The 20,469-nt window shown below is 60.3% G+C and carries 14 protein-coding genes; 11 read left to right on the forward strand and 3 right to left on the reverse strand.

Annotation, left to right across the window (positions count from 1 at the left end):
* Positions 1-15: 15 nt before the first annotated feature.
* The 6 genes from PSH65_RS11065 (at position 16) to PSH65_RS11090 (ending at position 10,399) form a co-directional block, all read left to right on the forward strand.
* Positions 16-1,743: an autotransporter assembly complex family protein gene (locus PSH65_RS11065; protein ID WP_305426230.1), complete on the forward strand. Its 1,728-nt coding sequence runs from the start codon at positions 16-18 to the stop codon at positions 1,741-1,743.
* Positions 1,740-5,414: a translocation/assembly module TamB domain-containing protein gene (locus tag PSH65_RS11070; protein ID WP_305426232.1), complete on the forward strand. Its 3,675-nt coding sequence runs from the start codon at positions 1,740-1,742 to the stop codon at positions 5,412-5,414. Before PSH65_RS11065 ends, PSH65_RS11070 begins: the two co-directional genes overlap by 4 nt.
* A gap of 229 nt (positions 5,415-5,643) precedes the next feature.
* Positions 5,644-6,123, forward strand: a complete 480-nt coding sequence (locus PSH65_RS11075) for a MarR family winged helix-turn-helix transcriptional regulator (RefSeq protein WP_305426233.1) — start codon at positions 5,644-5,646, stop codon at positions 6,121-6,123.
* Positions 6,113-7,582: an efflux transporter outer membrane subunit gene (locus PSH65_RS11080; protein WP_305426234.1), complete on the forward strand. Its 1,470-nt coding sequence runs from the start codon at positions 6,113-6,115 to the stop codon at positions 7,580-7,582. Before PSH65_RS11075 ends, PSH65_RS11080 begins: the two co-directional genes overlap by 11 nt.
* 15 nt (positions 7,583-7,597) lie before the next feature.
* Positions 7,598-8,800, forward strand: a complete 1,203-nt coding sequence (locus PSH65_RS11085) for an HlyD family efflux transporter periplasmic adaptor subunit (protein WP_305426235.1) — start codon at positions 7,598-7,600, stop codon at positions 8,798-8,800.
* 69 nt (positions 8,801-8,869) lie between these two features.
* Entirely contained in the window at positions 8,870-10,399 is a 1,530-nt protein-coding gene (locus tag PSH65_RS11090; protein WP_305426236.1) for a DHA2 family efflux MFS transporter permease subunit, read from the forward strand.
* Positions 10,400-10,523: 124 nt separating this feature from the next.
* On the opposite strand, the gene lpxH is transcribed toward PSH65_RS11090, so the two are convergent.
* Together lpxH and PSH65_RS11100 are read right to left on the reverse strand one after the other, a co-directional pair.
* Positions 10,524-11,276 carry a UDP-2,3-diacylglucosamine diphosphatase gene (gene lpxH / locus PSH65_RS11095; protein ID WP_305426237.1) on the reverse strand — a complete coding sequence of 251 codons (753 nt, stop codon included), beginning with the start codon at positions 11,274-11,276 and terminating at the stop codon, positions 10,524-10,526.
* Entirely contained in the window at positions 11,273-11,776 is a 504-nt protein-coding gene (locus PSH65_RS11100; RefSeq protein WP_305426238.1) for a peptidylprolyl isomerase, read from the reverse strand. Before PSH65_RS11100 ends, lpxH begins: the two co-directional genes overlap by 4 nt.
* Before the next feature lie 265 nt (positions 11,777-12,041).
* Between PSH65_RS11100 and PSH65_RS11105 the strand changes: the two genes are divergently transcribed.
* Entirely contained in the window at positions 12,042-13,739 is a 1,698-nt protein-coding gene (locus PSH65_RS11105; protein WP_305426239.1) for a glutamine--tRNA ligase/YqeY domain fusion protein, read from the forward strand.
* A 24-nt stretch (positions 13,740-13,763) separates the two neighbouring features.
* On the forward strand, positions 13,764-15,146 hold the full coding sequence (cysS, locus tag PSH65_RS11110) for a cysteine--tRNA ligase (protein WP_305426240.1): 1,383 nt from the start codon (positions 13,764-13,766) through the stop codon (positions 15,144-15,146).
* 106 nt (positions 15,147-15,252) lie between these two features.
* Here the strand turns inward: cysS and PSH65_RS11115 are convergent, their stop codons facing one another.
* Positions 15,253-17,103: a sigma-54-dependent Fis family transcriptional regulator gene (locus PSH65_RS11115; protein ID WP_305426241.1), complete on the reverse strand. Its 1,851-nt coding sequence runs from the start codon at positions 17,101-17,103 to the stop codon at positions 15,253-15,255.
* Positions 17,104-17,410: 307 nt separating this feature from the next.
* Between PSH65_RS11115 and PSH65_RS11120 the strand changes: the two genes are divergently transcribed.
* From PSH65_RS11120 to PSH65_RS11130, 3 genes are read left to right on the forward strand one after another with little or no spacing between them, the layout of a single operon-like run.
* Positions 17,411-18,505, forward strand: coding sequence for an ABC transporter ATP-binding protein (locus tag PSH65_RS11120; RefSeq protein ID WP_305426242.1), 1,095 nt, complete (start codon positions 17,411-17,413; stop codon positions 18,503-18,505).
* Entirely contained in the window at positions 18,505-19,602 is a 1,098-nt protein-coding gene (locus PSH65_RS11125; RefSeq protein WP_305426243.1) for an ABC transporter ATP-binding protein, read from the forward strand. The genes PSH65_RS11120 and PSH65_RS11125 overlap by 1 nt, the downstream gene beginning before the upstream one ends.
* On the forward strand, positions 19,599-20,465 hold the full coding sequence (locus tag PSH65_RS11130) for a carbohydrate ABC transporter permease (protein WP_305426244.1): 867 nt from the start codon (positions 19,599-19,601) through the stop codon (positions 20,463-20,465). Before PSH65_RS11125 ends, PSH65_RS11130 begins: the two co-directional genes overlap by 4 nt.
* Positions 20,466-20,469 lie beyond the last annotated feature (4 nt).

The following is a 20,469-nucleotide window of genomic DNA, read 5'->3' on the forward strand; positions in this document are numbered from 1 at the left end:
GATAGCATCCGCGCTATGAAGTTTTCCGGAAGATTTACCAGTGGCGTGCTGATGCTGATCTCCAGCTGCGCGGCACTGGCGCAAAGTGAATTGGATGTGCGGATCAAACCGTCCAACGATGAACTAAAAGCCAATATAGAAGGCTATATCGGTAGCCTCGGCGATCGCGACGAAGAAGCCCTGCTGCGCTTCAGTCGTGGCGCCGAAGAACAGGCACGCAAAGCCGCCCAGGCCTTGGGCTACTACCAGCCGCAAATTGAAAGCGACGTGAAGGGCGGCAAGAAGCCGCGTCTGGTTCTGACCATCGATCCTGGCGAGCCGATCCATTTGCGCAACGTCACGGTGCGTGTCGACGGTCCTGCGGCCTCGCTAAAATCCTTTCGCGTGCCCAAAAGTGACCTGCTCAAACCCGGCGCGGTGCTCAATCATGGTCATTATGAAGACGCCAAGCGAGTGATCCAGAACCAGGCTTCGCGCTACGGCTTTTTCAGTGGGCGCTTCACCCGCCAAAAACTGTTGGTGGACCCGCGGGCAGGCGTCGCCGATATCGAATTGATCTACGACAGCGGCCCGCGCTATGCGCTGGGCAAGGTCAGTTTTGAAGGCGACACGCCGTTCGACGAAGACCTGCTGCAACGCATGGTGCCGTTCAAGGCCGGTACGCCCTATGACTCCGAACTGATCGCCGAACTCAATCAGGCGCTGCAATCGAGCGGCTATTTCGAGGGCGTGCGCGTGGACGCAGCGCCGGCCGCGTCCAAGGACGAGGTGATCCCGGTGGCGGTCAAACTGGAAACCCGCAAGCCTCGGACCATGGGCCTCGGTCTGGGCTTTTCCACCGACGTCGGTCCACGGGCCAAAGCCAACTGGACCCGCCATTGGGTCAATCCCCAGGGGCACAGTTACGGCTGGGAAGCCGAGATTTCAGCACCAAGGCAGAACGTCGGTCTGTTTTACGACGTTCCGCTGGATCCACCATTGACCGACAAACTGCGCTTTGCCGGTGGTTATCAGAGCGAAGAAATCGCCGATAAGGACAGCCTGAGCAAGTTGCTCACCCTCGGCCCCGAGTGGCACAGCAAGTTGCCTAGCGGCTGGCAGCGGGTGGTTTCGCTCAAGTGGCAGCGCGAGGAATATAGACTCGGCGATGATTCGGGCCTGAGTACTTTGCTGATGCCCGGCGTGAGTTATTCGTACCTGAAAAGCGACAACCGCATCGATCCGCACAACGGTTATCGCCTGCAATTCGAAACCAAAGTCGCCAAGGAAGGATTGGGTTCGGACACCAACCTGGTCTATGGCACGGCGCTGGTCAAAGGCCTGACTACGGTCTTCGACAAACACCGCTTGCTCGGTCGGGTGCAGGTCGGCGGCAGCGCTACAAACGGCTACAAATCGATGCCGCCGTCCTTGCGCTTCTTCGCCGGTGGCGATCAGAGCGTGCGCGGTTACGACTACCAGAGCCTGTCCCCGGAAAACTCCGATGGCGACCGTATCGGTGGCCGCTACATGGTGGCCGGCAGCGTCGAGTATCAATACTCCGTCGCCGAAAAATGGCGGGTCGCAACCTTCATCGACCAGGGCAACTCCTTCAACACACTCGAATTGCCGAACCTGAAGACCGGTGTCGGTATCGGCGTACGCTGGGTTTCTCCGGTGGGGCCGATTCGTCTCGATCTGGCCCATGCGATGGATGACGACGGCGGCATTCGACTGCACTTTTCCATGGGGCCTGAGCTGTGAAGCGTGGTTTGAAAATAACGCTACTGGCGATTCCGGCGCTGCTGATGCTGCTCGTGCTGACACTGTTCACCGTGCTGGGCACTGCGCCGGGCAGTCGTTGGGCGCTCGGGTTTGTGCCGGGTTTGACCGTGGAGAACTTCCAGGGTCGTTTGGGGGGGCAGTGGAGCGCCGATCATCTGGTTTGGCAGCAGGACAGCAGCCGGGTCGAGCTGAACAAAGCGATTTTCGCCTGGTCGCCGCTGTGCCTGACGCGCATGACGCTGTGCGTCGAGCAACTGCAGGCCGAGCAGGTCAGCCTGCAATTTCCGCCCAGTGAAGAAACAACCGACAGCGGCCCCATCACGCTGCCGGACTTGCAGTTGCCCTTGGCCATCGAATTGGGCGACGTCAAAATCGGCCGTCTGCTGTTCAACGGCAGTGAAGAACTCAAGGGGCTGCAACTGGCAGCGCACTGGACCGAGACAGGTTTGCAGATCGACTCGGTGCATTTGCAGCGTGATGAACTGAGCCTGAACCTGTCCGGCCTGCTGCAACCGAGCGGCCATTGGCCGCTGACCGCCGAAGGCAAACTGACCTTGCCTGCGCCGGGTACCGAACCATGGGCACTGGCCCTGAAGGTCGACGGCGATCTGCTGAAAACCCTGAACCTGAAAGCCGACAGCAGCGGCTACCTGAACGGGCAACTCACCGGGGAGCTGCAACCGCTGGTGGAAAACCTGCCGGCCAAAGTGCGCATCATCGCTGACGGCTTCAAGGCCAGCGCCGATCTACCGGACACTCTGCAACTCAATCAACTGGAGCTCACCGGCGACGGCGACTTGAAAAGCGGCTACCAGTTGCTCGGCAAAGCCACGTTGCCCGCCGAGCAAGGCCCGGTGGCTTTGCTGCTGCAAGGCAGGGTCGACGCTAAGGGTGCGCAGATCGCTGGTCTTGATCTGACGGCCAACGACAAACAAAGCCTCAAGCTCACCGGGCAAATGGACTGGACCAAAGGCCTGAGCGCTGATGCAAAAATCGACTGGCTGGATTTCCCATGGCATCGTCTCTATCCGCTGATCGACGAGCCGCAAGTGGCGCTGCGCAGCTTCAACGGTGAAGTCTCCTACACCGACGGCAACTACATCGGTAACTTCAAGGCTGCACTGGATGGCCCGGCCGGGGCGTTCAGCCTGAACAGTCCGTTCAGCGGCGACTTGACCAAGATCCACCTGCCGCAATTCAAGCTCGAAGCGGGGCAGGGCAAGGCCGAAGGGCACTTGAACCTGCAATTTGCCGACGGCATCGCCTGGGATACGGCGCTGGACCTCTCGGCGATCAACCCGGCGTACTGGCTCGCGGAGTTGCCAGGCACCTTGGCTGGGCCATTGCGCAGTAAAGGCGAGATGAAGAACGAAACACTCAGCCTGACCGCCGACCTGGACCTGAAAGGCAAGCTGCGGGGGCAACCGGCGGTGTTGCAAGCCAAGGCCGATGGCGGCGGCGAGCAATGGAACCTCAGCGCGTTGCAGATTCGCCTCGGTGACAACAGCATCAACGGCCAAGGCAGTCTGCAACAGACACTCGCCGGCCAGCTCGATATCAAGATGCCGCGTCTGGCCCAGCTCTGGCCGCAACTGCGCGGTCAGCTCAATGGCCGTGTCGATGTCGCCGGCACGCTCAAGGCGCCACAAGGCAAGCTCGGCCTGCAAGGCACGCAACTGGCGTTCGAAGATAATCGCCTGCAAAGCCTCAATCTGGACGCCACCCTAGACAGCGCCCAAAGGGCGAAGATCGATCTCAAGGGCAGCGGCATTCAGACCGGCGACACCTCACTGGGCACGTTGACCGCCAGCGGTCAGGGCGATATCAAAAACCAGAAACTTGCTCTCGACCTGCAAGGACCGAAGCTGAAACTGGCGCTCGGTCTTGATGGCACGCTGGACAAGGGCAATTGGCGCGGGCGGCTGGCCAGTGGTGATATCCAGGCCGGCGGCCAGGACTGGAAACTGCAAAATCCGGCGAAGCTTGAGCGATTGGCGGACGGCAAAATCAACTTCGGCGCCCATTGCTGGATGTCCGGCCCGGCCAGCCTGTGTGGCGAAGACCAACGCTTGATGCCCGAGCCGAAACTGCGTTACCACCTCAAGCAATTCCCCATCGACAGTTTGGCGCAATGGCTGCCAAAGGATTTCGCCTGGAAGGGCAAGCTCAACGCCGACCTGCAACTGGACTTGCCGGCCAGCGGCCCGAATGGCCAGATCAGCATTGACGCCAGTGGCGGCACCTTGCGTATGCGCGAGAAGGAGCAATGGCTGGACTTCCCGTACCAGACCCTGAAACTCACCAGCAAACTCACGCCAAAACGCATCGACACCGACCTCAACTTTGTCGGCGGCAAGCTCGGTGAGCTGAGGGTTCAGGCGCAGATCAATCCGATACCGAAGAACAAGCCGCTGACCGGTTCATTCCGCCTCAGTGGCCTGGACTTGTCGGTGGCGCGGCCGTTTGTGCCGATGGTCGAGAAGCTCGCCGGTCATTTGAGCGGCAGCGGCACATTGTCCGGCGGGCTGCTGACGCCGCTGGTCAACGGCAACCTTGAGCTGCGCGACGGTGAAATCTCCGGGCCTGAACTGCCGATTGCACTCGAAGCCTTGCAACTTCAAGCCGTGATTGCCGGCGAAACCGTGCAATTGAACGGCGGCTGGAAAAGCGGCAAGAGCGGGCAGGGCCGCCTCAATGGCAACATCGCCTGGGGTCAGGCACTGGTGGTGGATCTGGCGCTCAAGGGCTCGCAATTGCCGGTCACCGTCGAGCCCTACGCGGCGCTGGAAGTCGCGCCGGACCTGAAGATTTCCATGAAGGACGACACACTGGCAATCGTCGGCAAGGTGCTGGTGCCCAAGGGCGAGATCATCGTGCGCGAGCTGCCGCCGTCCACGGTCAAGGTCTCCGATGACACGGTGATCGTCGGTCAGCAGACCGAAGAGGGCAAACCGCCGATGGCCATGGCGATGGACATCGATGTGGTGGTCGGGCAGGACAAACTCAGCTTTGCCGGCTTCGGCCTGACCGCCAACCTGCAAGGCCAGGTGCATATCGGCGACAACATGGACACCCGTGGCGAGCTGTGGCTCAACGACGGGCGTTATCGCGCCTACGGCCAGCGGCTGACGGTGCGCCGGGCGCGCCTGTTGTTTGCCGGTCCCATCGATCAGCCGTATCTGGACATCGAAGCGATTCGCCAGACCGACGACGTCATCGCCGGCATTCGCCTGAGTGGCAGCGCCGAGCAGCCGACCACGCAGATCTTTTCGGAACCGGCGATGAGTCAGGAGCAGGCGTTGTCTTATCTGGTGCTGGGGCGTCCGCTAAGCACCACCGGTGAAGACAACAACATGCTCGCCCAGGCCGCTCTCGGGTTGGGTTTGATGGGCAGTTCGGGGGTGACCAGCGGGTTGGCCAAGGACTTGGGCATTCAGGACTTCCAGCTCGATACCCAAGGCAGTGGCGCCAACACCGCCGTGGTGGCCAGCGGCAACATCTCCGAGAAGCTCAGCCTGCGTTATGGCGTCGGGGTGTTCGAGCCGGCCAACACCATCGCCTTGCGCTACAAACTGAGCAAAAAGGTCTACCTCGAAGCCGCCAGCGGCGTGGCCAGTTCGCTGGACATCTTCTACAAGCGGGATTTCTAGGTCCGCGTTTCCTTCCAGATACCGTGTCACCCCCAATCGCGGGCAAGCCCGCTCCCACAAGGATCTCGTCGAACCTGTGGGAGCGGGCTTGCCCGCGATGGCGTCAGAACATTCACCACAGAATCCATCGCCGCAATACAAAGCAACCTAATTATTGCGTTGACATTCGCTGCCTAAGCAGTAACATCTCGACATACATTCTCTGCCTAGGCAGCTAATTGGTGGTCAGATGAAACATTTCTCCTCATACGATTTCCATAATTGCCATCTCGGCCTCCTGCTCGGGCGCGCCGCGCTGCTCAAGGACCGAATCATCGACACGCACATGGAACCCCACGGCATCACGGCCGCGCAGTTCAAAGTGCTGATCATCATGGCCCAGTTCGGCGTCGATACCCCGGCCGAGCTGTGCCGTCACCTGTCGCTGGACAGCGGTTCGATGACTCGCATGCTCGATCGTCTGGAACAGAAAGGATTCCTCGCCCGCCAACGTTCCGAAGCTGATCGGCCTCAGGTTCAACTGGTGCTGACCGAACAGGGCCAGCAGCTGACCGACCAGCTGCCGCAGATCGGCGCCGAGGCCATGAATGAACTGGCCGGCGCCATCACCCCGGAAGAATTGAAAACCCTGGAACAGATCCTGAAGAAAATTCTGGTAGCCGCGGGTGACTCGATCACCCTGCAACGGGTAGGTAGAAATGAGCAGTAAAAGCCTGCGTGGCGGATTGAGCCTGGTGCTGTTGGCCATGAGCCTCGCCGGTTGCGCCAGTTACAGCGGCCTGACCACCGAAGGCGTCAGCCTCGATGCGAAAAATCTCAAGGCCGGGCAGTCCCTCAGCGGCGTGACCCTGTCGCCCGCGGCGTGGCCAAAAAGCGACTGGTGGAAAAGCCTCGGCGACCCGCAACTCGACGGCCTGATCCGCGAAGCCCTGCACGACAGCCCGGACATGCAAATCGCCGACGCCCGCGCCCATCAGGCCAGCGCTGCGGCCTATGCCGCCGACGCTGCGCGGATGCCGACCCTGGATGCCAGCGCCGGTGTCAGCCGTTCGCGTCTGGCTCGCGATCAGGAGCCGAGCGGGCAGGGCGGTACGTACTCCACCGTGCGCAATCTCGGCGCCAGTTTCAATTACAACTTCGACCTTTGGGGCGGTCAGCGCGACGCCTGGGAAGCTGCGTTGGGCGAGGCCCGTGCCGCCGAAGTCGATCAGCAAGCCGCGCAGCTGACCTTGTCCGCCGACGTCGCCCGCGCCTACAGCGATCTGGGGCAGGTGCACATCATCCATGACCTGGCCAGCGAAGACCTCAAGCGCACCCAACAAATGCTCGACCTCAGCCAGCGTCGCCTGAGTTCGGGGATCGACAGTCAGTACCAGTTCCAGCAGACCGAAAGCCTGGAAGCCAGCGCCGAAGCCAGCCTGATCGACGCCGAGAAACGCCTGCAAAGCGCGAAAATCGCCTTGGCAGTGCTGCTGGGTAAAGGCCCGGATCGTGGCAATGAAATCGCCCGACCGAAAGTCCTCCAGGCCAGCGCCGTGGCGTTGCCATCGGTGCTGCCGGCGGAATTGCTTGGTCGTCGTCCGGACTTGGTGGCGGCGCGCTGGCGGGTTGAAGCCGCGAGCAAAAACATCGCGGCGGGCAAGACCCGGTTCTACCCCAACCTCAACCTGAGCGCGGCGGCCGGTGTCGAATCGTTGCTGGGCGATGCGATGTTCGGTTCGGCGAGTCGCTTCTTCAACGTCGCGCCGACGATCTCGGTGCCGATTTTCGACGGCGGCCGTTTGCGGGCCGACCTTGATTCCCGCAACGCCGATTACGACCTCGCGGTGGCGCAGTACAACAAAAGCCTGGTGAAAGCCCTGGGCGATGTCAGCGACACCATCAACCAGCTGCGCGATATCGGCCGGCAAATCGGCGCCCAGCAGCATGCCACCGACATTGCTCGGGATTCTTACAACACCGTGGTCCAGCGCTACGGTTCCGGCATCGGTAATTACCTGGACGTGCTCAGTATCGAGCAGCAATTGCTCCAGGCCCAGCGTCAGCTGGCCAACCTGAATGCCGAGCAGATCGACCTGTCGATTCAACTGATGCAAGCGCTGGGTGGCGGTTTTCAGGGCGAAACCCTGGCCGCGGCCAACGCAACCCCAGCCACGCAGCACAACTAATTCAAGGTACTCGTCATGGCCACTGTCGATACATCTCAAGCTCCTGACAACGCTCAAGACACGAGCAATCCACGCAAACGCAAAGTGATGCTGTTTGCACTGACCATCGTGGTGATCCTCGCCGGGCTCGGCGTCTGGGGTTATCACGAATTCTTCGGTCGCTGGAATGAAAGCACCGACGACGCCTATGTGAACGGCAACGTGGTGGAAATCACGCCGTTGGTCACCGGTACCGTGGTCAGCATCGGCGCCGACGATGGCGATCTGGTCCACGAAGGCCAGGTGCTGATCAACTTCGACCCGAACGACGCCGAAGTCGGTCTGCAAAGTGCCCAGGCCAATCTGGCCCGTACCGTGCGCCAGGTTCGTGGCTTGTACAGCAACGTCGATGGCATGAAAGCCCAGGTCAATGCGCAGCAGGCCGAGGTGCAAAAGGCTCAGGACAACTTCAATCGCCGGAAAAACCTCGCCGCCGGCGGGGCGATTTCCCAGGAAGAACTGTCTCACGCTCGCGACGACCTGACCTCGGCGCAAAACGCCTTGGCCAACGCCAAGCAACAGCTTATGACCACCAGCGCGCTGGTCGATGACACGGTGGTGTCGTCGCACCCGGACGTGATGTCCGCCGCCGCGCAATTGCGTCAGGCGTACCTGACCCATGCCCGCAGCACCTTGATCGCACCGGTCACCGGTTACGTTGCCAAACGCAGCGTGCAATTGGGGCAGCGGGTCCAGCCGGGCACCGCGCTGATGGCGGTGATCCCGCTGGATCAGCTGTGGATCGACGCCAACTTCAAGGAAACCCAACTGCGTGACATGCGCATCGGTCAGCCGGTGGACATCGAAGCCGACCTCTATGGCAGCGACGTCAAATACAGCGGCACCATCGACAGCCTCGGCGCCGGGACCGGCAGCGCGTTTGCCTTGCTACCGGCGCAGAACGCCACCGGTAACTGGATCAAGATCGTCCAGCGGGTGCCGGTGCGGATTCACATCAACGCCGAAGAGCTGGCCAAGCACCCGTTGCGGGTCGGCCTGTCGACTCAGGTCGATGTGAGCCTGCGTGACCAGAGTGGTCCGGTGCTGGCGCAACAGCCGCCGCAAAAGCCGTCGTTCAGCACCGGCATCTACGACCGTCAATTGGCCGAGGCCGACGCGATGATCACCCAGTTGATCCACGACAACAGCGCCGCGGTCAGTAAAACCGCGCACCGCTGATTCGCCATCCCACAGGGTCAGCTGCGTCAGTAACAGGCGCTGTGCCAATCAGGTTTCAAAGGATTCGCGATGAGCAATAACGCCTCTTTCACGCCGCCCAGCCTGCTGCTCAGCACCATCGGCCTGTCGCTGGCGACCTTCATGCAGGTGCTCGACACCACCATCGCCAACGTAGCCTTGCCGACGATTTCCGGCAACCTGGGGGGGAGTTCGGAGCAGGGCACCTGGGTGATCACTTCGTTTGCCGTGAGCAACGCCATCGCGCTGCCGCTGACCGGTTGGCTCAGCCGGCGTTTCGGTGAGGTGAAGCTGTTTCTCTGGGCGACGATGCTGTTCGTGCTGGCTTCGTTTCTGTGCGGTATCTCGACCTCGATGCCAGAGCTGATCGGCTTTAGGGTGCTTCAAGGCCTGGTGGCCGGGCCGTTGTACCCGATGACCCAGACGCTGCTGATCGCGGTCTATCCGCCCGCCAGGCGCGGCATGGCCCTGGCGTTGCTGGCGATGGTCACGGTGGTGGCGCCGATTGCAGGGCCGATCCTCGGCGGATGGATCACCGACAGCTACAGCTGGCCGTGGATTTTTTTTATCAACGTACCGATCGGGGTTTTCGCGGTGATGGTTGTGCGCCAGCAACTCAAGGCGCGTCCGGTGGTGACCAGTTACCAGCCGATGGATTACGTCGGTTTGATTACCTTGATCATCGGTGTCGGCGCGTTGCAGGTGATCCTCGACAAGGGCAATGATCTGGACTGGTTCGAGTCGAATTTCATCATCATCGGCGCGGCTATTTCAGTGATTGCGCTGGCGGTGTTCGTGATCTGGGAAATGACCGACAAACACCCGGTGGTTAACCTGCGGCTGTTCGCTTACCGCAACTTCCGCATCGGCACCATCGTGCTGGTGGGCGGTTACGCCGGGTTCTTCGGCATCAACCTGATCCTGCCGCAATGGCTGCAAACCCAGATGGGCTACACCGCCACCTGGGCCGGATTGGCGGTGGCGCCGATCGGCATTCTGCCAGTGCTGCTGTCGCCGTTTGTCGGCAAGTACGCGCACAGGTTCGACCTGCGACTGTTGGCCGGTGGCGCGTTCCTTTGCATCGGTTTGAGTTGCTTCATGCGCGCAGGCTTTACCAACGAAGTGGACTTCCAGCACATCGCTTTGGTGCAGCTGTTCATGGGCATTGGCGTGGCGTTGTTCTTCATGCCGACCCTGAGCATTTTGATGTCGGATTTGCCGCCGAGCCAGATTGCCGACGGCGCGGGTCTTGCGACGTTCCTGCGGACCCTGGGCGGCAGTTTTGCGGCATCGTTGACCACCTGGATCTGGATTCGCCGCGCCGATCAGCACCATGCGTATTTGATTGAAAGCATCACCACATATGAGCCGGCGACCCGGGAGGCGCTGAACACGCTGGGCGGGGCGGGCAATCCGGCCTACGCGCAACTGGATCATGTGCTGACCAGCCAGGCATACATGCTCTCCACCGTGGATTACTTCACGTTGCTGGGGTGGGCGTTCATGGGGTTGATCTTGCTGGTGTGGCTGGCGAAACCGCCGTTTGCAGCGAAGGCGGGACCGTCTGCTGCCGGCCACTAAGTCAAACACAGTCCCTGTGGGAGCGGGCTTGCCCGCGATGACGGTGGGTCAGTCAACAAAGTTGTTGAATGTGATTCCGCTATCGCGGGCAAGCCCGCTCCCACAAGGGTTTTGTGTTTGGCCGTTAGTTTGCGGGTGCTGCCAATTGTGGCGGCGGGGTGAAATCAAACGGCGCCAACGCAAACCCTTGCTCATCCACCTGCAACGCCCATCCCTGACGGTCCCAATCCCCCAACACAATGCGTTTGGCCGCCTGCTCGCCAATCTGCAACTTATGGATGGCGGGGCGATGGGTGTGCCCATGGATCAAGGTTTTCACACCGTATTGCTGCATGACTCGCGGCACTTCTTCCGGCGTGACATCAACAATGTCATTAGCCTTCATCCGCGTTTGCGCGCGGCTTTCGCTGCGCAGTTTGCGCGCCAGTTTATGGCGAGTGCGCAAGGGCAGATTTCGCAGGATGAACCGAGTGATCGGGTTGCGCAGATAGCGACGCAGCTTCATATAAGCCTCGTCGCGGGTGCAGAGGCTGTCGCCGTGCATCAACAGCACCGGCTCGCCGTAAAACTGCACGACACTCGGGTCCTTCAGCAGCGTACAGCCGGCCTGTTTGCAGAAGGCCTGGCCAAGCATGAAGTCGCGATTGCCGTGCATCAGAAAAATGGCCGTGCCGCTGTCGCTAAGTTCGCGCAGGGCCTGGCAGATGGAGCGCTGGAACGGCGTCATGGCATCGTCGCCAATCCACGCCTCGAAGAAGTCGCCCAGAATGTACAACGCACTCGCCGAGCGGGCGCGTCCGGCGAGCAAATCCAGAAACGCCCGGGTAATGTCCGGGCGCTCCTCTTCCAGATGCAAGTCTGAAATCAGCAGTATCACTCAATGATCTCGGCTTTCTCGATGATCACGTCTTCTGCTGGTACGTCCTGGTGGCCGGCCTTGGAAGTCGTGGCCACGCCTTTGATCTTGTCGACTACGTCAGTGCCTTCGACCACTTTACCGAATACGGCGTAGCCCCAACCCTGAGCGGTTTTGCCGCTGTGGTTCAGGAAGCTGTTATCAGCCACGTTGATGAAAAACTGGGCGGAAGCCGAATGCGGCTCCATGGTGCGGGCCATGGCCACGCTGTACTTCACGTTCGACAGGCCGTTGTCGGCTTCGTTCTGGATGCTTGGGCGCTTGTCTTTCTTTTCTTTCATGCCTGGCTCGAAACCGCCGCCCTGGATCATGAAGTTACCGATGACACGGTGGAAAACAGTGTTTTCGTAGTGACCGGCTTTAACGTACTCGATGAAGTTGGCCACGGTGATCGGGGCTTTCTCAGCGTTCAGCTCCAGGACGATGTCGCCATGGTTGGTGGTCAGTTTGACTTGGGTCATGATCGGTACTCTTTTTTCTATGAATTCGTGGGCTTCGGGGCGTTCAGGCCCTCAACCAGTCCGGCCAGTGTCGGCCAAGGCAGGCAGTTTAGCGTGCCGGGCGCGAATTTCGAGGCTGTTTTTCATCGACGGCCGATTAAATGCAACCGATTGCCGGCCCGCTCTGTCAGCCACTTGACAGCATCGGCTATGATAAGCCCCTTTGATTTATAACAGCCGCTTTGATTTGGCCAACTGGCCGCGCACTTGTACGTTCAAGGATCCTATGAGCAAGCCCACTGTCGACCCTACCTCGAATTCCAAGACCGGCCCAGCCGTGCCGGTCAATTTCCTGCGCCCGATCATCCAGGCGGACCTGGACTCGGGTAAGCACACGCAGATCGTCACCCGTTTCCCGCCTGAGCCCAACGGCTACCTGCACATCGGTCACGCCAAGTCGATCTGTGTGAACTTCGGCCTGGCGCAGGAATTCGGCGGCGTCACGCACCTGCGTTTCGACGACACCAACCCGGCCAAGGAAGACCAGGAATACATCGACGCAATCGAAAGCGACGTCAAATGGCTGGGCTTCGAATGGTCCGGTGAAGTGCGCTATGCCTCGCAGTATTTCGACCAGTTGCACGACTGGGCGGTAGAGCTGATCAAGGCCGGTAAGGCCTACGTCGACGACCTGACCCCTGAGCAAGCCAAGGAATACCGTGGCAGCCTGACCGAACCGGGCAAGAACAGCCCGTTCCGCGACCGCTCGGTTGAAGAAAACCTGGACCTGTTCGCCCGCATGAAGGCCGGCGAGTTCAAGGACGGCGCACGCGTGCTGCGGGCCAAGATCGACATGGCCTCGCCGAACATGAACCTGCGCGACCCGATCATGTATCGCATCCGTCATGCGCATCACCACCAGACCGGCGACAAGTGGTGCATCTACCCCAACTACGACTTTACCCACGGTCAGTCGGACGCCATCGAAGGCATCACTCACTCGATCTGCACCCTGGAGTTCGAAAGCCATCGTCCGTTGTACGACTGGTTCCTCGACAACCTGCCGGTGCCGGCGCACCCGCGTCAGTACGAATTCAGCCGCCTGAACTTGAACTACACCATCACCAGCAAGCGCAAGCTCAAGCAGCTGGTCGATGAAAAGCACGTCAATGGCTGGGACGATCCGCGCATGTCCACGCTGTCGGGTTTCCGCCGCCGTGGCTATACGCCGAAATCGATCCGCAACTTCTGCGAAATGATCGGCACCAACCGTTCCGACGGCGTAGTGGATTTCGGCATGCTCGAATTCAGTATCCGTGACGACCTCGACCACAGCGCCCCACGCGCCATGTGCGTGTTGCGTCCGCTGAAAGTCGTGATCACCAACTACCCGGAAGGTCAGGTCGAAAACCTCGAACTGGCGTGCCACCCGAAAGAAGACATGGGCGTGCGCGTTCTGCCGTTCGCCCGTGAGCTCTACATCGACCGTGAAGACTTCATGGAAGAGCCGCCAAAAGGCTACAAGCGCCTGGAGCCGAACGGCGAAGTGCGTCTGCGCGGCAGCTACGTGATCCGTGCCGACGAAGCGATCAAGGACGCCGATGGCAACATCGTCGAACTGCGTTGCTCGTACGATCCGGACACCCTGGGCAAGAACCCTGAAGGCCGCAAGGTCAAAGGCGTGGTGCACTGGGTGCCTGCCGCGGCCAGCGTCGAATGCGAAGTGCGTCTGTACGATCGCCTGTTCCGTTCGGCCAACCCTGAAAAGGCCGAAGACAGTGCCAGTTTCCTGGACAACATCAACCCTGACTCGCTGCAAGTCCTCACCGGTTGTCGTGCCGAGCCTTCGCTGGGCAACGCACAGCCGGAAGACCGTTTCCAGTTCGAGCGCGAAGGTTACTTCGTCGCGGATATCAAGGACTCGAAACCAGGTCATCCGGTGTTCAACCGTACCGTGACCCTGCGCGATTCCTGGGGCCAGTGATTCAGCGTTAAGGAAGGAGCATTCGTGCTTACGATCTACAACACGCTCACCAAGAGCAAAGAAGTCTTCAAGCCTCTGGATGGCAACAATGTGCGCATGTACGTCTGCGGGATGACCGTGTACGACTACTGCCACATTGGCCATGGCCGCAGCATGGTCGCGTTCGACCTGGTGACCCGCTGGTTGCGGTTCAGCGGTTATAACCTGACCTATGTGCGCAACATTACCGACATTGAAGACAAGATTATCAATCGGGCGAAGGAGAACGGCGAGCCGTTCGACGCGCTGACCGAGCGCATGATCACCGCGATGCACGAGGACGAGGCGCGCCTCAACATCCTCAAGCCGGACATGGAGCCGCGGGCCACTGATCATATCGCTGGCATGCAGAGCATGATCCAGACCCTGATCGACAAGGGTTATGCCTACGCACCGGGCAATGGCGACGTGTACTACCGCGTCGCCAAGTTCATGGGCTACGGCAAGCTGTCGCGCAAGAAGATCGAAGACCTGCGCATCGGCGCACGGATCGAAGTCGACGAGTCCAAGCAGGACCCGCTGGACTTCGTGCTGTGGAAAGGCGCCAAGCCGGGCGAGCCGAGTTGGCCATCGCCTTGGGGCGACGGTCGTCCGGGCTGGCATATCGAGTGCTCGGTGATGTCCACCTGCTGCCTCGGCGAGACCTTCGACATTCATGGCGGCGGCAGCGACCTGGAGTTCCCGCACCATGAAAACGAAATCGCCCAGAGCGAAGCGGCCACCGGCAAGACCTACGCCAACGCGTGGATGCATTGCGGCATGATTCGCATCAATGGCGAGAAGATGTCCAAGTCCTTGAACAACTTCTTCACCATTCGCGACGTGCTGGAAAAGTACCACCCGGAAGTCGTGCGTTACCTGCTGGTGTCGAGCCACTACCGCAGCGCGATCAACTATTCGGAAGACAACCTCAAGGACGCCAAGGGCGCCCTCGAGCGTTTCTACCATGCGTTGAAAGGCCTGCCGAACGTGGCGCCGGCGGGTGGCGAAGCCTTTGTCGAGCGCTTCACCCAGGTGATGAACGACGACTTTGGCACGCCGGAAGCCTGTGCAGTGCTGTTCGAGATGGTCCGCGAGATCAACCGCCTGCGCGAGAGCGATCTCGATGCAGCGGCCGGTCTGGCGGCGCGCTTGAAGGAACTGGCCAGCGTGCTGGGCGTGTTGCAGCTTGAGGCCGATGACTTCCTGCAGGCCGGTGCCGAAGGGCGGGTTGATGCGGCGCAAGTCGATGCACTGATCCAGGCTCGTTTGACGGCTCGTGCCAATAAGGACTGGGCCGAATCCGACCGTATCCGCGACCAGCTCACTGCCATGGGCGTGGTGCTGGAAGACGGCAAGGGCGGTACGACCTGGCGTCTAGCTGACTGATGATCGTTCCCACGCTCCGCGTGGGAATGCCTCAACGGACGCTCCGCGTTCGGCTCTTGGGACGCAGAGCGTCCCGGCTGCATTCCCACGCGGAGCGTGGGAATGATCAGTCGCCTGACTGACGCAATCGCTTGTAAAGGGTATTGCGACTAACCCCCAACCGCCGCGCCAGGTGCGAAATATTCCCCCCGGCCGCCTGCAACTGCCGATTCAATGCCTCGGCATCATTCAAATCAACCGCTATCGGCTCCGGCGAATCCACCGGCTCCATCTCCAGATCGACAAAAAAATCATCCGGCAAATGCTCCGGCCGCACCGGTTGTTCCTCGGCCATGGCCAGCGCTACCTGCATCACACTGCTGACCTGGCGCAAATTCCCGGGCCACGGATGACGACTGAACAGCTCCATCACTTCGGGGCTCAACCCGGCCCACTGCGACGGTTCACGGTGTTGCTCCCACAAACGCTTGAACAGCGCCTGCTTGTCGCTGCGTTCCCTGAGCGGGGGCAGTTCCAGGGTCAAACCACCGATGCGGTAATACAAATCCTCACGAAACCGCCCCAGTTGAACCTGTTCCCGCAACGAGCGGTTAGTCGCCGAAATGATCCGTATGTCCACCGGGAACAACTCGCCGCTGCCCACCGGTTGCACGCAACGTTCCTGCAACACCCGCAGCAGTCGGGCCTGGGTCGGCAGCGGCATGTCGCCGATTTCATCGAGAAACAGCGTACCTTTGTCGGCCTTGCGGATCAGCCCGATACTGCCTTTCTGATTGGCGCCAGTGAATGCGCCTTTCTCATAGCCAAACAATTCGGACTCCACCAGTTCGGCGGGGATCGCTGCACAGTTGACGGCAATGAATGGCTGTTTGCTGCGTGAACTGGCCTGGTGCAGGGCTTTGACGAAGACTTCCTTGCCGACCCCGGTTTCCCCGTGGATTAACAGCGGAATGTCCTTTTCCAGCAAGCGCTCGGCCTGGCGCACGGCTTTTTCCACACGGCTGTCGCCAAAATGCAGGGTGTTGAGGCTGATCGCGGCGGGCGTCGCAACGGTGGGTTCGGCGCTCTTGGGTTCAGAAAACAGTCGAGCATGAATCGGCGCTTGTTTTGGCCGTTTCAGCAGGCATTGAAAGCGGTTGCGCCCCGAGGCTTGCAGGGCAAACGGCAGGCCGTCCGGCTGGTTCAGCAGTTCCAGCAACGAGACTTTGAACAGGCTCTCGACGCTGACCCGCGACAGGCTGATGCCCAGCAAATTGTCGGCCCGGCGATTGGCCGACAGCACCTGACCGGTTTCATCGAAGATCAGCAACCCGGCCCATTGGCTGTCGAGGTTGTTCAGCCCGGTGTTGAAAGTCAGTTGGAAATGCTGGCCATGGAACAGGTTGAGGATCAGCCGGTTCTCCACGGTCTGGCTCATCATCTTGACCATGCCCAGGGTGTGGGAGGGCGGCAGGTAGCTGTCGCTGGACACATCCAGCACCGCGATCACCTTGCGCTCGGCATCGAAAATCGGTGCGGCGGAGCCGGTCATGAAGCGGTTGGCCTTGAGAAAATGTTCATCGTGCTCGATATGCACCGCCTGCTCGCAGGCCAACGCGGTGCCAATCGCATTGGTCCCGCTGCAACGCTCCATCCAGCTGGCGCCGGCGCTGAAACCGCGGGTCAGGCTCGGCTCGATGAAACGCTGGGTGCCCCAGGACGTCAGCACCTGGCCCTGATTGTTGGCGAGCATGATCAGGCAATTGGAGTTGCTGAGGATGTTCTCGTAATACGGCAGGACTTCCTGATGGGTGGTCTGCACCAGTGAATGCTGGCTCTCCAGCAACTGGGCGATGCCATCGGCCGGCAGCTGATCGAACGCCGGCGCGCTCTGATGATCAAGCCCGAACGCGCGGCAGCGGGACCAGGAGTCCTGAATGATGGCGTCGTGGGAGAGCGGCGGGGCAGGTGCGGCCATGGCAGTCGGTCTCTGAGCGAGCTTTTATTGTTTTTATGGTTTTTACATCACGTTCAAACGCCACGTGCCCCCGTAGGAGCCAATGTGTGGCTGAAAACGTCCGTAGAGTGTTGTTCACATTTGTTCATTGTCAATCGTTGAACTGTTCAATTGTTCATTGGTGGTTGTTCATTTCTGTTCAGCAACGAATGCGATTCTTGTCTTGTTTGAGGGAATTTCAAGCCAAATCAAGCGCTTGGAATTTCTGGCACGAATGTCGCTGTAGTGCTCCGGTCGCTTGACTCAAAAAATAAAAAAAGGCCGAGCCATGTCACTCATCCTGGAGCACGTCAGCCGCACCGTCGAGGGTCAGACCTGGATCGACGATGCGTGCCTCAACTTCGAACCCGGATCGTTCAACGTTTTGCTCGGTCGCACGCTGTCCGGCAAAACCAGCCTCATGCGCCTGATGGCCGGTCTGGACAAACCCGACAGCGGTCGCATCCTGATGAACGGCGTCGACGTCACCCAGCGCCCGGTGCGGTTGCGCAACGTGTCGATGGTGTATCAGCAGTTCATCAATTACCCGACCATGACGGTGTTCGAGAACATCGCCTCGCCACTGCGCCAGGGCGGCGTTTCCAACGAGCTGATTCAGAGCAAAGTGCTGGAAACCGCGAAGATGCTGCGCATCGAGAAATTCCTCCAGCGCTATCCCCTGGAACTTTCCGGCGGCCAGCAACAGCGCACGGCCATGGCCCGGGCGCTGGTCAAGGACGCCGAGCTGATTCTGTTCGACGAGCCGCTGGTCAACCTCGACTACAAGCTGCGCGAGGAGCTGCGTCAGGAAATGCGCGAGCTGTTCAAGGCGCGCAATACCATCGCGATTTACGCCACCACCGAACCCAACGAAGCCCTCGCCCTGGGTGGCACCACCACGATTCTTCACGAAGGTCGGGTGATCCAGAGCGGCAAGTCCTCCGAGGTGTATCACCAGCCGCAAACCGTGCTGGCGGCGGAGCTGTTCTCCGAGCCGCCGATCAACCTGATGCCGGGGCGCATTGCCGGCAATGAAGTCAGTTTCGCCAATTTCGTGCACTTCCCGTTGAACGTTGATCTGCGGCCGGTGGGCGAGGGCGAGTTCCGTTTCGGTGTGCGCCCCAGCCATATCTCGCTGGTGCCGAGCAATGACGATGACCTGGAACTGGCGGTGACCGTCGAGGTGGCCGAGATCAGCGGTTCGGAGACGTTCCTGCATGTACGCAACGAATATTTCCTGCTGGTGCTGCACTTGCCGGGTGTTCACGAATACGACGTCGATGCGCCGATTCGCATCTATATCCCGACCCATAAACTGTTTGTGTTCGATACGCAGGGGCGGCTGGTCCAGGCGCCCGGTCGCCGCATTGCGAGGGTTGCCTGATGGCCGAGATCCGTTTGCAGAGCCTTGCCCACAGCTACACCCACACGCCGACCGGCCCCGAGGATTACGCGATCCGCGAGATGGACCACGTCTGGGAGCAGGGCGGTGCCTACGCGCTGCTCGGGCCTTCGGGGTGCGGCAAGTCGACCTTGCTCAACATCATTTCCGGGTTGCTCAGCCCGTCTCAAGGCCAGGTGCTGTTCGACAGCAAAGTGGTCAACGAGCTGACCCCGGAAAAGCGCAACATCGCCCAGGTTTTCCAGTTTCCAGTGGTCTACGACACCATGACGGTGTTCGATAACCTGGCCTTTCCATTGCGCAATCAGGGCATGGCGGAAGCGAAAATTCACACCAAGGTGCAGGAAATCGCTGAAGTCCTCGACCTCCAGGCACTGCTGTACAAGAAGGCGCGCAACCTCACCGCCGATGAAAAACAGAAAGTCTCCATGGGCCGTGGGCTGGTGCGCGATGACGTGTCGGCGATCCTCTTCGATGAACCGCTGACGGTGATCGACCCGCACCTGAAATGGAAGCTGCGACGCAAGCTCAAGCAGATCCACGAGCAGTTCAACATCACCATGGTCTATGTCACCCACGATCAGCTCGAGGCTTCGACCTTCGCTGACAAGATCGCGGTGATGTATGGCGGGCAAATCGTGCAGTTCGGTACGCCACGGGAATTGTTCGAGCGGCCGAGCCACACCTTTGTCGGCTATTTCATCGGCAGCCCGGGAATGAACCTGATCGAGGTCCAGCCACAAGCCGGCGGTGTCGTTTTTGCCGGGACTCACTTGCCGTTGTCCGACGCAATGCAGAAACGCATCGCCGAGTCCGAATGGAAAACCCTGAAAGTCGGCATTCGTCCGGAGTTCGTTCATGTGTGGGACGAGCCCTTTGATGACGCGATGCAGGCACAGGTCGTACACGTCGAAGACCTGGGCACCTACAAGATCATGACCCTGAACCTCGACGGCGCTCCGCTCAAAGTACGCCTGGCCGAAGACAAACCGGTGCCCGAAGGCAAGGCGTACATCAGTTTTCCGGCGCAATGGCTGATGGTCTATGCCGATGATTACCTGCTGGAGGTACTGCCATGAACAAGGTGCAGAACAACAAGGCCTGGTGGCTGGTGTTGCCGGTGTTCCTGCTGGTGGCATTCAGTGCGGTGATCCCGATGATGACCGTGGTCAACTACTCGGTGCAGGACATCTTCGACCAGTCCAGCCGCTACTTCGTCGGTGCCGATTGGTACAGGCAGGTGTTGCTCGACCCTCGGTTGCATGACTCGCTGCTGCGCCAGTTCATCTATTCCGGTTGTGTGCTGTTGATCGAAATCCCCTTGGGCATCGCCATCGCCCTGACCATGCCGACCAAGGGCCGCTGGTCGTCGCTGGTGCTGATTGTCCTGGCGATTCCGCTGCTGATCCCGTGGAACGTGGTCGGCACCATCTGGCAGATTTTCGGTCGGGCCGACATTGGTTTGCTCGGTTCGAGCCTCAATGCCATGGGCATCAGCTACAACTATGCATCCAACACCATGGACGCCTGGGTCACGGTGTTGGTGATGGACGTGTGGCACTGGACGTCGCTGGTGGCGCTGCTGTGTTTCTCCGGTCTGCGGGCGATTCCCGACGTGTATTACCAGGCGGCGCGGATTGATCGGGCGTCGGCCTGGGCGGTGTTCCGACACATCCAGTTGCCCAAGCTCAAGAGTGTGCTGCTGATCGCGGTGATGCTGCGGTTCATGGACAGCTTCATGATCTACACCGAGCCGTTCGTACTGACGGGTGGCGGTCCGGGCAATGCCACGACCTTCTTGAGTCAGACCTTGACCCAAATGGCCGTAGGGCAATTCGACCTCGGCCCGGCGGCGGCATTCTCGCTGGTGTACTTCCTGATCATCCTGTTGGTGTCGTGGCTGTTCTATACCGCCATGACTCACTCTGACGCCAATCGGTGAGGCC

This window comes from Pseudomonas sp. FP603 (assembly GCF_030687415.1).
Lineage (GTDB): Bacteria > Pseudomonadota > Gammaproteobacteria > Pseudomonadales > Pseudomonadaceae > Aquipseudomonas > Aquipseudomonas wuhanensis.